Below are 14,876 nucleotides of genomic sequence, written 5' to 3' on the forward strand. Positions count from 1 at the left end.
CTATGTCTATTTTTAATGACTAGATTAAAAGGTGTGAAAGATATATTACAAAAAGAGAATTACAATAAATTCGATTATATAGTTGTCGCTGCATTTTTTTTATTTTTTGCTATATTTGAAACAGTGACTGGTGTCGAAGTTAATGGGTCTATAGTAAATATAAGAATTATTACTATAATGGCATCAGGGATATTATTTGGACCATTTGTTGGAATAACAACAGGGGTTGCGTCAGGATTACATAGATTTTTAATCGATGTTAATGGTGTGACATCGATTCCATGTTTAATATCAAGTGTGGTTGCAGGTGTTGTATCTGGGGCTATTAATAAAAAAGTAAAGAAAAAATATATGTGGTTTGTAGGAATAATAGGAGGTATATTTTGTGAATCGTTAACAATGGTTTTGATAGTTTTCATGACACATCCAGAACGTAAAGGGATAGATATAGTATCGCAAATAGGACTTCCTATGATTTTAGGACAATTTAGTATTGGATTTATAGTTATGCTTATACAAAGTATAGAAAATGAAAAGGAGGAAGTTGCAGCAAAGCAGGCAAAGCTTGCTTTAGATATAGCAAATAAAACACTCCCATACTTTAGAAATATAAATGAAAATTCTTTAAAAAGAATATGCGAAATTATAGAAGTGGAGCTTAAAGCAGATGCGGTTGCAATAATTGAAAAGGAGTATATACGTGCTTATGTAGGTGTAGGAGATAAAGAACACAAAATTGGAGGGAAAGTAATTACAGAGGAAACTAAGGAAGCATTAAAAAATGGAAAAATAGTAATAAAAAACTCAGGTATGTTTGATAAGAAAAGCAAACTTAAATCTGCGATAATAATACCTTTTTGGGAAAATGAAGAAGTGATTGGAGCCTTAAAAATATATTATTTACATGCTAATAAAATTAGTCGTTCGTTAGAAACATTAGCAATTGGATTATCTAAAATAATTTCTACGTTAATGGAATTATCAAAGCTTGAACAAATGAAGGAAATGGCAACAAAAGCAGAACTTAAAGCATTGCAAAGTCAAATAAACCCACATTTTTTATTTAATTCATTAAATGCTATAACTTCATTTATAAGAATAGACCCAGATAAGGCAAGAGAACTTATAATAAATTTATCAAGTTACTTAAGATATAATATTGAGCTAAATGATGAATTTATAAATATTAAAAAAGAACTAAAACAAGTTAGTGATTATATACAAATTGAAAAAGCCAGATTTGGAGATAAATTAAATGTTATTTATGATATAGATGATGACATAGACGTTAATATTCCAAGTCTTACTATACAGCCCTTAGTTGAGAATGCAATAGTTCATGGAATATTACAAAGTAGAGGAATGGGAACCGTTAAAATTAGTATTAAAGGTGAAGAAGAAAGAGTTAGAGTATCTATAGAGGATGATGGAAGTGGAATTGATGAGAAAGTAATAGAAGAAATATATAGCAATAAAATATGTAAACATAAAATTGGACTTAAAAATGTATATTCAAGAATTAAATTAACATATGGTGAAGGACTTATAATTAAAAGGCAAGAAAAAGGAACGAAGATAGAATTTTATATAAGAAAGGAAGATTAGATTGAGAGGAATAATAGTTGAAGATGAATTTATAGCTAGAGAGGAGCTTAAATATTTTATAAATAATTTTAGTAATATTGATGTGAAAGACGAATTTGAAGATGGGATTGAAGTTTTAAAATTTATTCAGGAAAATGAAGTAGATGTAATATTTTTAGATATAAACATTCCACTATTAAATGGACTGGTATTAGCTAAAAATATTAGTAAATTTTATGTGAAGCCATATATTGTTTTTATAACTGCATATAGGGAACATGCAGTAGATGCTTTTGAAATAGAAGCTTTTGATTATATACTAAAACCTTATGATGAGAAAAGAATAATTACAATGCTCAAAAAACTTGAATGTACATTTAATAATAGGAAGAAAGCAATAGAAGATATTAAAGTTAAAAATAAAATTAATTTATGGGACAATGAAAAAATAATAGTATTAGATGTTAATAATATATATTATTGTGAAGCTAGTGAAAGAATAACTAGTGTATTTACAAAGGAAGGAAAATATTCTGTAAATATGAGTATATCTGAATTTTACGAAACACTCAGAAGGGATATGTTTTTTAAGTGTCATAGATCATTTGTAGTAAATTTAAATAAGATTCAAGAAATAATACCATGGTTCAATAATACATATAATTTAAAACTTAAAGATATTAAATTTAATGTCCCGGTAAGTAGAAGTCATATTAAAGAATTTAGGAAGCTCATGAATATATAAAGGTATTTTATGTACATATAATAGCATTTAATTCAAAAATTCAACCATTTATATTTTATAAACCTATAATTAAAGAAAATGTTTACAAAATTTAAGTGGAGGGACAGCAGATGAAAAATTCGAAAGTAAGTAAAAGATTAATTATTTTAATAGGAACAATAATAACTCAGTTAGGGCTTGGAACATTTTATTCTTGGAGTTTATTTAATCAACCATTAGTAAATAAATTTGGGTGGGGTTTGAATAAAGTTTCACTTACCTTCTCAATTGCAAGTTTTGCTTTGTCATTTTCAACTTTGTTTTCTGGGAAGTTGCAAGAAAAATTTGGAATTAAAAGAGTAGTAGGATGCTGTGGTATTGTTCTAGGAACTGGACTTATATTAACAGCAAAAGTACATTCACTTATATCTTTATATATTTTTGCAGGAGTAATGCTTGGAGCAGCAGATGGTATTGCGTATATGATATCGCTATCCAATTGCATTAAGTGGTTTCCAGAGAAAAAAGGGCTTATTTCAGGAATATCAGTCGGAGCATATGGAACTGGTAGCTTAATATTTAAATATATAGATTCAGCGTTCTTAAGATCAAGTGGTGTAAGTATAGCATTTGAATATTGGGGAATACTAGCAATGATACTTATATTTGTTGGAGGAATGCTTCTTAAAGATGCTCCTTTAGATCCAATTGTAAATTCAGATAGTAAAGATAAAGTTGATAATAATTTTACAGTAAAAGAAATGCTTAGAACTAAACAAGCATATCTTTTGTTTATAGCTTTTTTTTCAGCTTGTATGGGAGGACTATATCTTATAGGAATAGTAAAAGATATAGGAGTTAATCTAGTTCATTTAGATGTACAAGCTGCAGCAAACTCAGTTGCAATGGTAGCTATATTTAATACAGTGGGAAGAATAATTCTTGGCGGGTTATCAGATAAGATAGGAGCACTTAGAGTTATAGGATTTAATTTCATAGTTACAGCAATTTCAGTTACAGTATTGTTATTTGTTCCTTTAAATTTCGAAATTTTCTTTGCTTGTGTTGCGGGTATAGCTTTCTGCTTTGGAGGCAATATTACGATATTCCCAAGCTTGGTTGGAGACTTCTTTGGACTTAAAAATCATAGTAAAAATTATGGAGTAATATACCAAGGCTTTGGTATTGGAGCATTATCAGGTTCTGTAATTGCTAATATAGTTGGAGGATTCAGACCAACATTTATGGTTATTGGAGTTTTATGTATAATTTCATTAATTATAGTAGCAACAATAAAAGCACCTCATCATGAAAGAGTTATAAATGAAGAATTAAAATTAGGTAATGCGTAGAGAATAATAACAAATGAGCTGTAAGAGTAGATAATCCTTTGAAAATTTTTTCAAAGGATTATCTACTTGATTATATTAAATTTTTATATATACAATTTAATAATGTACCTGTACTATCTGCATAATAGTGCCAAAACATCATTCCTAAAAGTCCTTCATCTTTTAAATAAGAGCACTTATAACTTATAGATTCTTCATCATCATAAGATATAAATTCAGTACCATTAAATAAGTATGGAGCTTTTGCTTCGTTATCAAAGTATCTTTTAAAACCATTTTTATTTATATAATTTTCTTTAAGTTCATCATAATTTGAGAAGAAACCACCTGTAGTTTCTGCTATTTGGAAAAGTCCACTATTAAAGTTTGGAACACCTTTAAATCCTCTAGCATAGAAAGCAGCACCGATAATTAATTTCTCTTTTGGTACACCAGCTTTTTCAAATAGTTTAACTGCATCATGGGTAGAACCTTTAAATAAATCACCTGTTGAATTATAAAGTGGAGTATGGTGTCCTGTTAGTACTTGGAATCCACCTCTAAAATCATAAGTCATAAGTTGAATATAATCTAAATACTTATGAATCTTATCCATTTCAGTTCCATCTAAATAATATTGCTCTGCACCAGTTGCTATTGTTAACAAGAAATGTTTGTTATATTTTTCTTCTTCAATATCTAGTTGATTTCTAAGTTCTTCTAAAAGAAGAGTGAAATTAACCTTATCATCTGGTGAAGACATAATTCCTGATACTGAGTAACATGGATATTCCCAGTCAAGGTCAAGACCATCTAATTCATACTTATGCATGAATTCTATTGCATTTTTTGCAAATAACTTTCTATTTTCATTAGAAGATGCAGCTTCAGAAAAACCGCCAGCACCCCAGCCACCTAAAGACATTAAAATAGTCAAATCAGGATTGAAATCTCTAATTTTAGAAAGTTCGTTTAAATTTTTAAGTTTTGTGTATATTTCACAATTTGAAACCTTTGCAAATGCAAGATTTATATGAGTAAGCTTTAGAGCATCCTCTTTTTTTATGTTCAAAAGTCCGATATCGCGTAAATACGCAATTATAAATTTATTTCCCATAGTACCCCTCCTAACGTTTACATAATAAGTTTATCATATATAATTAATAAATTTATATAGCAAAATACAATTAAATTTATTATCATTAATAAGTAGTTATAAAATTATAGTAGGAGTGAAAAATGAATATTTTAAAAGAAAATACATTTAAGATGGCAATATCAGCAACACTTGCGATATTTATTGCAGAAAGCTTTGGTCTTCAATTTGGAGTTACAAGTGGAATTATTGCTATTCTTAGTATACAAAATACAAAAAAAGAAGCACTTTTAGTAGGTGGAAAGAGATTAATTGCGGCTACCATAGCGGTAGTATTATCATATTTTTTATATATGTTACTTGGAAATACAGCACTTATATTTGGAATATTTCTTCTTGTGTATATTACGATTACTAAAGAACTAAAAATAGAAGAAGGAATGGTAGTTGGAGCAGTTTTATCAACTCATTTATTAGTAAGTACTAATATCGATTTAGGATGGATATTAAATGAAGAATATTTAACTTTAATAGGGATAGGGGTAGCGTCATTATTTAATCTTTATATGCCTTCATTAGAAGATAAGTTTAAAGAAAAAAGAGAACTTATAGAAGTAGGATACAGAGAAATTATAAATGATATGGCTCAAAGTTTAATATTAAAAGCAGTACCAATTAATGAAATGGAAAAGCTTAGAAAGATTGAGGGACATATAGAAGAGGCTAGAGATCTTGCGTATAAAATAAATAACAACTATTTATTTAAAGAAGAGCTCTATTATATTGATTACATAGAGATGAGAATAAAACAATTAGATACAATGAAAAGAATGAAGTCTCACTTTTCAAGGTTTTATATGGCCTATGATCAAACACTTATAATGGCTGATTTTACAAAGGATGTTGCTATGAATATATATGATGGAAATGATTGTATTGCACTCCTTTATAAACTTAAAAAATTAAAGTTTGGATATAGGAATATGCCACTTCCTAAAACAAGGGATGAATTTGAAAATAGAGCGATGCTGTTTCAATTTCTAAATGATTTAGAAGACTTCTTAACGCTTAAGAAAGACTTTAAAAAAATATATAAAAATTAGGCTATGATAATCATAGCCTAATTTTTTTAATAAACTAAAGAGATATTATTTGAGGCTTTCTTTCTTTGAAGTATATAGGCTTTAAATTAGCTTCTTTAGCCATATTAAGTGCAATATCAAAATTAGAGCCAATAGCCCCTGCATTATGAGCATCTGAGCCTAAAGTTACATATTTACCACCAAGCTCATTGTATCGTTTATATAGTGGAATAAGCGCTTTAGAGGCAGAAATAAAATCTAATCTCTTACTATTTAATTCTAAAACTTTACCTTTAGATATAAGAACTTTGAAAATTTCATCTATATAATCAGAGAAGTCCTTTAAATAAATTTCATTATCTTTGAAATTTAAATACCTGCAAGGGTAATCTATATGAGAAAGTGAATCAAAATTATCAAAGCCCTTAACATCACGTAACATTTCCTCAAAATAAGAAGTGAAGAAATCTTTCTTTGATATAGAATCTTTGTTTGGATCACTAAAAATATCAACATCATTAATAGAATGAACGGAACCTAGTATAAAATCAAATGGATATTTATTAGATAGTTCAATATTTTTATCTACAATAGATTCAGAAAGTCCAATTTCAATTCCAAGAAGAAGATTATCTCCTCTATATTTAGAATATTTTTCAAAAAACTTATCGCAATCTACTTTAAATAAATCAGGAACAGGATAGTTATAATCCATATGTTCAGTTAGTATTGTTCCAATATTCAGGTCTTGTCCTCTTTTGATTACTTCGGCTATTGTCATTTTGCTATCAGAGGATAATTCTGTATGCATGTGACTATCGAAAATCATATTAAAAAACCTCCAGTATAATATATAAATTGCTTTTTTATATTATAGCATAGTATTATTAATATTGAAGATAATAACCTATAACGAGGAGGAAAAATTATGAAAGAATTATTTAAAGTAAAAGATATGTCTTTTTATGAAGAAGACTTTTTAGATGATATTGCAGAGTATGAGGATATAATACCAATAATAAAGGAACTTGAAGGTAAGTTAGATTACGAAAAGATAGCATGTGTTGATATTAATGAATGTTGTGAAAAGAGTAAGGATAATTATTTAGTTGAAATTGTTGGATATATAAATGATGAAGATGAATTTATTACTAAAGAAGAAAAAGAGCAGTTTGAGAATGTATTAAAAAATGATGCTCTTGATTTGTTCGTAATATCAGTTTACAAATGTGCTGATTGTGGGAAATGGGTAATAAAAATATTAGAAGATTAGTATGATATTTATGGGGTTATATCAAAGAGCTAAATATAGTTCATTTTGATATAACCTCTATTTTTATATAAAAAAGTATTAATATAAGGCATAATGTTAATAATCAAAATAATTACGAAATAATTAAAATAAAGAATAAAAAGTTAAAAAAGATTGATTTTTGTTAATAAAATTTATTATTATATAAAAAGAGAGAGGTGCAAAATGGCGATAAAAGATAATTTATACAATATTAAAGAGTTTTTTATTAAAAAATGCAAAGATATAAAAGGTATAAATAAGGACAACTACAAAAACTTTTTGAGAAAAAATATTAAGTGGATTATAGCGATAATACTATTAATATTTCTAATGGCTGGGTTTTCTATTGGAAATGCAACGACAACAAAAAATCAAATCGTCAAAGAACTTAATTTAACATTAAAAGATGGAAAAGCAAATAAGCTTACAAATATTATTGAGGTTAATAATAAAAAAGTAAGCAAAAAAGAATTACTACCTTTAATTGAATATTATAAAGGCAAAAATGAGCTAGTAAACAGTACTGTTGAGCAGTTAAGTGACAACAACAAAACAGACATATTTGAACTTGTAAATGAAAAAAGTTTTTTTGGAGATAACTATCACATAAATTTAAAGACTTTTAATGTTACACTAACTAGCAACTTTAAAGATGCACAGATTTCACTAAGTAATAGTGATGAGAAATATGGAACAACAGATACTATAAGAAATATAATTCCAGGAAATTACGTAATAACAGGTGAAATAAAGAGTGATTATGGAGACATAAAATCAGAGAAAGATATCACTGTTATGAAGGATGAAAAGATAGATATGAATCTTAAAGGGGTTATGGTAACAGTACAATCAGATATAAAAGATGCTAAAGTTATGATAAATGGAAAAGATAGCGGAATTATAGCTAACAATTTTAAAGATATTGGACCAATTCCAAGTGATGGATCTGTTAGTATTTCACTTCAAAAAGAATTTCCTTGGGGAGTTGTAGATGGAAAAGAAGTGAAAGTTATGGATTCTAAAAATATAAAACTAAATATTAATTTAGTTAATGATGAGCTTTGGAACAATGTATTAAATAGTGTTAATACTTTTTATAAAAGTGTTATAGATGCACTAAATAATGAAGATGAAAGTCTTATAAAGGGTTCAAGTGAAGAGGCAAAGAAGAAAGTATATTCTATACTTGAAAAAAATTATTTCATATTTAAAAACAAATATGAAATGACATCATTAAATATTGATAAAGAAAAAAGCCATTTTGAATACAACGGAGGAGAGTATAAGGGGACTGTTGTATGTGACGTTAATTACGATGTTAGCATGGCGTTATTTGGTATTGGAAAGAAAGAGAACAATAAAAAGTTCTTTACAAAAGTAGTTTATAAAAATAATGAGTGGATTGTTGATGATGTTGAGAATTTCTCATTGTAATATTAAGGTGGATTAAGGGGTTTTAGGAGGAGTTTTCATAATGAAAAAAAGGGTTATATCAATAGGGCTTGCATTTGTTATGCTAACAGGAGTTATGGGAATCAATACAACTGATGCATATGCAACAAACACAGATTCTAAAAATAAAATAGAAGAAAATAAAAATAAAATAGAAGATCTTCAAAAAGAAAAAGATAAGATTAATAATAGAAAAAAAGAGGAAGAAAGTTATTTATCTTCATTAATGAATGAAATAGAAGAAAAGAGTTTAGAACTTTCAAAATCTGAAAATAATTTAAAAAGTATTGAAGATGAAATAAAGTCACTAGATGAAGAAGTTAGGAAAATTAATAATGAAATAAATAATAAAGAAATAGAAATAGGAGAAAATGAAGTTAAAGCAAGTGAGACTGAAGATATACTATCAAAAAGGCTTAGAAGCTATTATAAATCAGATTTTCAGTCTCAATATTTATATATGATTTTTACAAGTGAAAACATAACTCAATTTTTCTCGAATATATCAAGTATAAATAAAATAATTAAAACTGATAATGAGCTTTTAAAAGAAATAGAAGATATGCATAAAAACTTAGAAGAGCAAAAAGAAGATCTTAGACGCAGAAGAAGTGAAGTGGAAGAAAATAAAGCTTCAAAAGAAAATCTTAAAATAAAAGCTGCAAATGAGAAAGACAGATACGAATCAGAAGTTAATCAACTTAAATCTTTAGAAGAAGAAAAAGCGAGTAGAGTTGATAGTTTAAATAATGAAGAGAAAAAAATCCAAGAAGAAATTGGAGATTTAACAAGCTTTAATAAAGAACTGCAAAATGAAATGGATAATATATTTAATAATATAAATAGTGGAAATGATAGTGGTAGTAGTTCTAATAATGGTGGAGAGTCAAGCAAAGGCTTTGTAAGACCAACGGCTGGCAGAACTACAAGTCTATATGGACCAAGAAAACATCCTGTAACTGGAGCTATGGGATTCCATACAGGTGTTGATTTTGCAGGGGCAAGTGGAGCAAAAATAGTCGCATCAAAAGGTGGAAAAGTTGTATCAGCAGGTGTAATAGGTGGATATGGACAAGCTATTATAATTGATCATGGAAATGGAGTGCAAACTTTGTATGCTCATTCAAGGAAGCTGCTAGTAAATGTTGGACAAACTGTATCACAAGGACAACTTATAGCTGAAGTAGGAAGTACAGGCATGAGTACAGGACCGCATCTTCATTTTGAAGTTAGAATAAATGGAAAACATACTAATCCAATGAATTACTTATAATTTTATCTAAAATAAGGAATACTTTAAGTGTTTCTTATTTTTTTACGAAAGAAAATAAAAAACCTGTACTAAAAATAGTACAGGTTAAAGGGTTATGTTCATTTAAGAAAGGGAATAAATGAACATTTTGTGGGGTTTATTTAAACTCTATAGCGTTTGCTAATAGAGTGGTATGGGCTTTATTAATTTTTTAATTTATTTGTTAATATGATTATACTAAAATTTAAAATAAATTCCAATAGGTAAACGATAAGTTTACTAAATATTAATAAATGGTTTATAATATGTTAAAAAAGTATTCAAAAAATCAATTTCAAATATTTTTCTATAAAGTTATAAAATAATGGTGAAATTATGATAAAATAATTTGTAGAAATTTGAATAAATACAGACTAAATATAGTTTTTATAATAAAGGAGAATAATTATGATAAGAATAGATAAGAAGACACATTTAAGGGATAGTATGGAATATGAAGATTATTCTAACAATATAGCTAATTTATCCAACAAGGAAAAGGAAGAACTTGGGATTAAAACTTGTGGCGGTTGCTGTAAAACAAAAAAAGAACAAAAAAGTAAGTAAAATATAAGAAAAAATTTATTAATTTAATGTAGCAAGTATTGTATAATAAATGTAGTATTAGTAAGTTTAGGAGGTAAATATTTTGGCAAAACCAAGTATATTTAGTAAAGATTATGAAAAGAAAATGAGACGTAGAAAGATTAAGATTTCAGTAATAGTAGCTTTAGTTGCAGTAGTTACAGGAATTCTTATATATAAATTCAAGATAGAAAAAATGGATTTTTCTAATGTAAGAGGGAAATTACAAGCTTGGGTTGATAGTGGGAATGATAATAATAGTGATGAAAAGGTAAAGGAAGAAGTACAAGAAGAGACTAAGCCAGAACCGCCAAAGCAAACTTACATCGAAGCTAAAATAAATGAGAAATTAACATTGAAATGTGAGTATAAAACAGAAGATGATAAAAAAGAATTTGTCTCTATAGAAAATGCAGATGGTATAAGCTATGATATTTCACCTAACAAACAGATGATTGTTGTATTAGATAAAGATCAAAACATGCAATTAATAAATATAGATGGAAAAGTTACAGATATAACAAAAAAAGAATATATATCAAAAAAAGGTGATAAGTTTAAGAAGGAATTAAAGATTAAGGAAAATAAAGATTATTTATGGCATTCACAAGCTAAGTTTATGGATGATGAAAACATAGTATATGTAAGTAATTTACCTTACTTTGGTACTGCTGCGACAAATGAGTATATATGGATATATAACATAAAAGATAAGAAAGATACTATAAGTTGGAAAACTAAAGGAAAAGATATAACAATTGGAAAAGTAGTTCCAAAAAAAGGTATTGAAATTAAGTCAGGCAAAAATGAATATATACTAGATAATAAGGGTACTATTGTAAAGTAAGATTTAGTAAAAAAGAGCCTGGAATAAAGCATTTGATAATGTGTAGAAATTTATGTTATAATAACCTAGTTAATAAATGTGAACAAAGAACTATTTTAGGAGGAATAACAAAATGGAAGCTAAAATGGAAAAAATAGAAGCTAATGTTGTTAAATTTGAAGTGAGAGTAGAAGCAGAAAAATTCACTGCTGCTTTAAATAAAGCATACAACAAGAATAAGAAGAACTTTAATATACCTGGATTCAGAAAAGGTAAAGTGCCAATGGCAATGGTAAAGAAGCACTACGGTATCGAAGTATTATTTGAAGATGCAATAAATACAGTAGTAAGTGAAACTTACCCAACACTAGTTGAAGAAAACAACTTAAGACCAATTGATTACCCAAGCATAGACGTTGTAGAAGTTGGAGAAGGTAAAGACTTAGTTTATACTGCAGAAGTTACTTTATATCCAGAAATCGAACTTGGAGAATACAAGGGATTAGACGTTAAGAGAAAAGAAGTTAAAGTAGAAGACGTTGAAGTTGAAGGCCAATTAAAGAGCATGCAACAACAAAACGCTAGAGTAGAAGTTAAAGAAGAAGGAACTATTGAAAATGGTGATATCGCTGTTATAGACTTCAAAGGATTTGTTGATGGAGTTGCTTTCGAAGGCGGAGAAGCTAAAGACTACGCTTTAGAAATTGGATCAGGTTCATTCATCGATAACTTTGAAGAACAATTAGTAGGAATGACTACTGGTGATAAGAAAGAAATCAAAGTTAACTTCCCAGAAAATTACGGAAAAGAAGATTTAAACGGAAAAGAAGCTACTTTTGAAGTAACAATCAATCAAATTAAAGCTAAAGAAATGCCAGCTTTAGATGATGAATTTGCTAAAGAAGTTTCAGAATTCGAAACATTAGCTGAATTAAAAGCTGATATAATCGGAAAAATAGAAGAAACTAAGAAAGCTTCAATTGAAAGAGAATTCGAAGACGAGTTAATAACTGCAGTTATCGAAAACTCAAAAATGGATATTCCAGCAATCATGGTTGAAAAAGAAATAGATACTATGGTTAAAGATCTTGAAAATAGATTACAACAACAAGGTTTATCATTAGAGCAATACATGCAATTCACTGGTAACACAGAAGAAAAGATGAGATCATACATGAAGGAAAATGCTGATAAGAAAGTTAAAGCTGACTTAGTATTAGAAGCAATTGCTAAAAATGAAAAGATCGAAGCTACTGATGAAGAAATCAAAGAAAAAGCTACTGAAATAGCTAAAATGTATGCACCAGATGAAGCTGAAAAAATGGCTGAAATGTTAATGCAAACTCAAAAAGCTATGATAGCTAAAGACATAGTTGTTTCAAACACAATTAAGTTATTAGAAAACAGCTGTAAATAATTGATATATAAAAATTAAATAAATGTAACATAAAATAATTGCCAGAAAATTTCTTTCTGGCAATTATTTCAAATAAAAAGATTAACAAAAGACAAATATTAGGGTATAATTTTATTTAAGTTACATTGAAAAGGAGGGGAATTAAATGAGTTTAGTTCCAATGGTTGTTGAACAAACAAATAGAGGCGAAAGAAGTTATGATATTTTCTCAAGATTATTAAAAGATAGAATTATAATGATTAATGGAGAAATTAATGATGCTACATCAAATTTAGTTGTTGCTCAACTTTTATTTTTAGAAAGTGAAGATCCAGATAAGGATATTTATATTTATATAAACAGTCCAGGAGGATCAATAACTGCTGGTATGGCTATTTATGATACAATGCAATACATCAAACCAGATGTTTGCACAATTTGTATTGGATTAGCTGCATCAATGGGATCATTCTTACTTTCATCAGGAACAAAGGGCAAGAGATATGCACTTCCTAATGCAGAGATAATGATTCACCAACCTTTAGGCGGATTCCAAGGTCAAGCAACTGACTTTGATATTCACGCAAAAAGAATTTTAAGAATAAAAGATAAATTAAATCAAATACTAAGTGAAAACACAGGTAAGCCAATTGAAGAGCTTAAACTTGATGTTGAGAGAGATTACTTCTTAGAAGCTGATGAAGCTAAAGAGTATGGACTAGTGGATAAAGTTATCACTAAGAATGAAATCGAAAAAGCATAAAATAGTTAGGCGTTGTCCTTAGCGAGGTGAGAATATGGCTAAATACGAAGAAAAGAAACAGCTAAAATGCTCTTTCTGTGGTAAGAGTCAAGACCAAGTTAAAAGATTAATAGCTGGTCCTGGAGTTTATATATGTGATGAATGTATAGATTTATGTTCAGAAATAATAGAGGATGAATTTGAAGAAACAACAGAAGTTGTTGCTACAGATTTACCAAAGCCACAAGAAATAAAAGAATATCTTGATTCTTATGTAATAGGTCAAGAAGGTGCAAAGAAGTCATTAGCTGTTGCGGTTTATAATCATTATAAGAGAATAAACACAAAAAAAGCATCAAGTGATGATATAGAGTTACAAAAGAGTAATATTTTATTACTAGGACCAACAGGATCAGGTAAGACATTACTTGCTCAAACATTAGCTAAAGTTCTAAATGTACCATTTGCAATAGCAGATGCTACTACGTTAACTGAAGCGGGTTACGTTGGAGAAGATGTTGAAAACATCCTATTAAAATTAATACAAAATGCTGACTTTGATATTGAAAAGGCAGAAAAAGGTATTATTTATATTGATGAAATAGATAAGATTGCTAGAAAATCTGAAAATCCATCAATAACTAGAGATGTTTCAGGAGAGGGTGTACAACAAGCGCTTCTAAAGATTTTAGAAGGAACTACTGCTTCAGTACCACCTCAAGGAGGAAGAAAACATCCTCACCAAGAGTTACTTCAAATAAATACTTCAAACATATTATTTATTTGTGGAGGAGCCTTTGATGGAATAGATAAAATTATTGAAAAGAGAACAAGAAAAAGTTCAATTGGATTTGGTGCAGATATTCAATCAAAGAAAGAAAAAGACTTAGGAACAATATTTAAAGAAATAATGCCAGGAGATTTATTAAAATTCGGTCTTATACCTGAATTTGTAGGAAGACTTCCAATAGTTGTTAGCCTTGAATCTCTTGATAAGAAAGCATTAGTTAAGATTTTATGTGAACCTAAGAATGCTCTAGTGAAGCAATATAAGAAGTTATTTGAACTTGATAATGTAGATCTTGAATTTACAGAAAAAGCTTTAGATACAATTGCAGAAGAAGCAATCACTAGAAGTACTGGAGCTAGAGGTCTTAGAGCAATAATTGAAGAGATGATGGTTGATATCATGTTTGATATACCTTCAGATGAAAGAATTACTAAAGTAATAATAACTGAAGATACGATCAAAAAGGGTGAGAAACCAGAAGTTCATAGATTACCAGAAGGTGAAGTTCGACCAATGCTTGTTGATAAATCAGCAAAAAGCAAAGATGGAATGGAAACTGCATAAATAAAAAAACACTCTTTTATAAGGGTGTTTTTTTATTTATATAACAATTTTAGAATTATTGAAAAATGCCATGGTTATGGTATACTTAACTAGTCTAATAAAAAAATAAACAAGAATGG

Annotated in this window: 14 protein-coding genes; 12 read left to right on the top strand and 2 right to left on the bottom strand. The window is 28.2% G+C overall.

All coding sequences use genetic code 11. The annotated features are described in order from the left end of the window. From RSF37_RS03910 to RSF37_RS03920, 3 genes are all read left to right on the top strand, one after another. Nucleotides 1-1,605: LytS/YhcK type 5TM receptor domain-containing protein (locus RSF37_RS03910; RefSeq protein WP_332563083.1), on the top strand; the 1,605-nt coding region annotated here is incomplete at its 5' end. Between the two features lies 1 nt (nt 1,606). Further along, nucleotides 1,607-2,329 carry a LytR/AlgR family response regulator transcription factor gene (locus tag RSF37_RS03915; RefSeq protein ID WP_332563084.1) on the top strand — a complete coding sequence of 241 codons (723 nt, stop codon included), beginning with the start codon at nt 1,607-1,609 and terminating at the stop codon, nt 2,327-2,329. A 110-nt stretch (nt 2,330-2,439) separates the two neighbouring features. Then, the gene (locus RSF37_RS03920) at nt 2,440-3,660 is read left to right on the top strand and encodes an L-lactate MFS transporter (RefSeq protein ID WP_332563085.1); all 1,221 of its coding nucleotides are present in this window, start codon (nt 2,440-2,442) and stop codon (nt 3,658-3,660) included. A 70-nt stretch (nt 3,661-3,730) separates the two neighbouring features. On the opposite strand, the gene RSF37_RS03925 is transcribed toward RSF37_RS03920, so the two are convergent. Next, nucleotides 3,731-4,756: a glycoside hydrolase family 18 protein gene (locus RSF37_RS03925; protein ID WP_332563086.1), complete on the bottom strand. Its 1,026-nt coding sequence runs from the start codon at nt 4,754-4,756 to the stop codon at nt 3,731-3,733. A gap of 122 nt (nt 4,757-4,878) precedes the next feature. Between RSF37_RS03925 and RSF37_RS03930 the strand changes: the two genes are divergently transcribed. Next, nucleotides 4,879-5,838: an aromatic acid exporter family protein gene (locus RSF37_RS03930; RefSeq protein ID WP_332563087.1), complete on the top strand. Its 960-nt coding sequence runs from the start codon at nt 4,879-4,881 to the stop codon at nt 5,836-5,838. A 34-nt stretch (nt 5,839-5,872) separates the two neighbouring features. Here the strand turns inward: RSF37_RS03930 and RSF37_RS03935 are convergent, their stop codons facing one another. Continuing rightward, nucleotides 5,873-6,646, bottom strand: coding sequence for a histidinol phosphate phosphatase (locus tag RSF37_RS03935; protein WP_332563088.1), 774 nt, complete (start codon nt 6,644-6,646; stop codon nt 5,873-5,875). A gap of 99 nt (nt 6,647-6,745) precedes the next feature. On the opposite strand from RSF37_RS03935, the gene RSF37_RS03940 reads away from it, so the two are divergent. The 8 genes from RSF37_RS03940 to clpX all read left to right on the top strand — a co-directional run bounded on the left by RSF37_RS03940 (nt 6,746) and on the right by clpX (nt 14,757). Continuing rightward, on the top strand, nt 6,746-7,090 hold the full coding sequence (locus RSF37_RS03940) for a hypothetical protein (RefSeq protein WP_332563089.1): 345 nt from the start codon (nt 6,746-6,748) through the stop codon (nt 7,088-7,090). Nucleotides 7,091-7,294: 204 nt separating this feature from the next. Beyond that, complete coding sequence (locus RSF37_RS03945) at nt 7,295-8,545, top strand: TcaA 3rd/4th domain-containing protein (RefSeq protein WP_332563090.1); 1,251 nt, start codon at nt 7,295-7,297, stop codon at nt 8,543-8,545. A gap of 40 nt (nt 8,546-8,585) precedes the next feature. Continuing rightward, the gene (locus RSF37_RS03950) at nt 8,586-9,836 is read left to right on the top strand and encodes a murein hydrolase activator EnvC family protein (RefSeq protein ID WP_332563091.1); all 1,251 of its coding nucleotides are present in this window, start codon (nt 8,586-8,588) and stop codon (nt 9,834-9,836) included. Nucleotides 9,837-10,262: 426 nt separating this feature from the next. Next, entirely contained in the window at nt 10,263-10,421 is a 159-nt protein-coding gene (locus RSF37_RS03955) for a hypothetical protein (protein ID WP_332563092.1), read from the top strand. An 82-nt stretch (nt 10,422-10,503) separates the two neighbouring features. Then, nucleotides 10,504-11,286: a hypothetical protein gene (locus RSF37_RS03960; protein WP_332563093.1), complete on the top strand. Its 783-nt coding sequence runs from the start codon at nt 10,504-10,506 to the stop codon at nt 11,284-11,286. Nucleotides 11,287-11,398: 112 nt separating this feature from the next. Further along, nucleotides 11,399-12,682, top strand: coding sequence for a trigger factor (tig, locus tag RSF37_RS03965; RefSeq protein WP_332563094.1), 1,284 nt, complete (start codon nt 11,399-11,401; stop codon nt 12,680-12,682). A gap of 145 nt (nt 12,683-12,827) precedes the next feature. Continuing rightward, nucleotides 12,828-13,424, top strand: a complete 597-nt coding sequence (gene clpP, locus RSF37_RS03970) for an ATP-dependent Clp endopeptidase proteolytic subunit ClpP (RefSeq protein WP_332563095.1) — start codon at nt 12,828-12,830, stop codon at nt 13,422-13,424. Between the two features lie 34 nt (nt 13,425-13,458). Then, a complete protein-coding gene (gene clpX / locus RSF37_RS03975) occupies nt 13,459-14,757 on the top strand; it encodes an ATP-dependent Clp protease ATP-binding subunit ClpX (protein WP_332563096.1) in 1,299 nt (432 codons plus the stop codon). Nucleotides 14,758-14,876: the final 119 nt, after the last annotated feature.

The organism is Clostridium sp. (assembly GCF_036643715.1).
Taxonomy (GTDB): domain Bacteria; phylum Bacillota; class Clostridia; order Clostridiales; family Clostridiaceae; genus Clostridium.

Coding starts and splice junctions, on each gene's coding strand:
- RSF37_RS03920 (WP_332563085.1), top strand. CDS start 2,440: ATGAAAAATTCGAAAGTAAGTAAAAGATTAATTATTTTAATAGGAACA.
- RSF37_RS03925 (WP_332563086.1), bottom strand. CDS start 4,756: ATGGGAAATAAATTTATAATTGCGTATTTACGCGATATCGGACTTTTG.
- RSF37_RS03930 (WP_332563087.1), top strand. CDS start 4,879: ATGAATATTTTAAAAGAAAATACATTTAAGATGGCAATATCAGCAACA.
- RSF37_RS03935 (WP_332563088.1), bottom strand. CDS start 6,646: ATGATTTTCGATAGTCACATGCATACAGAATTATCCTCTGATAGCAAA.
- RSF37_RS03940 (WP_332563089.1), top strand. CDS start 6,746: ATGAAAGAATTATTTAAAGTAAAAGATATGTCTTTTTATGAAGAAGAC.
- RSF37_RS03945 (WP_332563090.1), top strand. CDS start 7,295: ATGGCGATAAAAGATAATTTATACAATATTAAAGAGTTTTTTATTAAA.
- RSF37_RS03950 (WP_332563091.1), top strand. CDS start 8,586: ATGAAAAAAAGGGTTATATCAATAGGGCTTGCATTTGTTATGCTAACA.
- RSF37_RS03955 (WP_332563092.1), top strand. CDS start 10,263: ATGATAAGAATAGATAAGAAGACACATTTAAGGGATAGTATGGAATAT.
- tig (WP_332563094.1), top strand. CDS start 11,399: ATGGAAGCTAAAATGGAAAAAATAGAAGCTAATGTTGTTAAATTTGAA.
- clpP (WP_332563095.1), top strand. CDS start 12,828: ATGAGTTTAGTTCCAATGGTTGTTGAACAAACAAATAGAGGCGAAAGA.
- clpX (WP_332563096.1), top strand. CDS start 13,459: ATGGCTAAATACGAAGAAAAGAAACAGCTAAAATGCTCTTTCTGTGGT.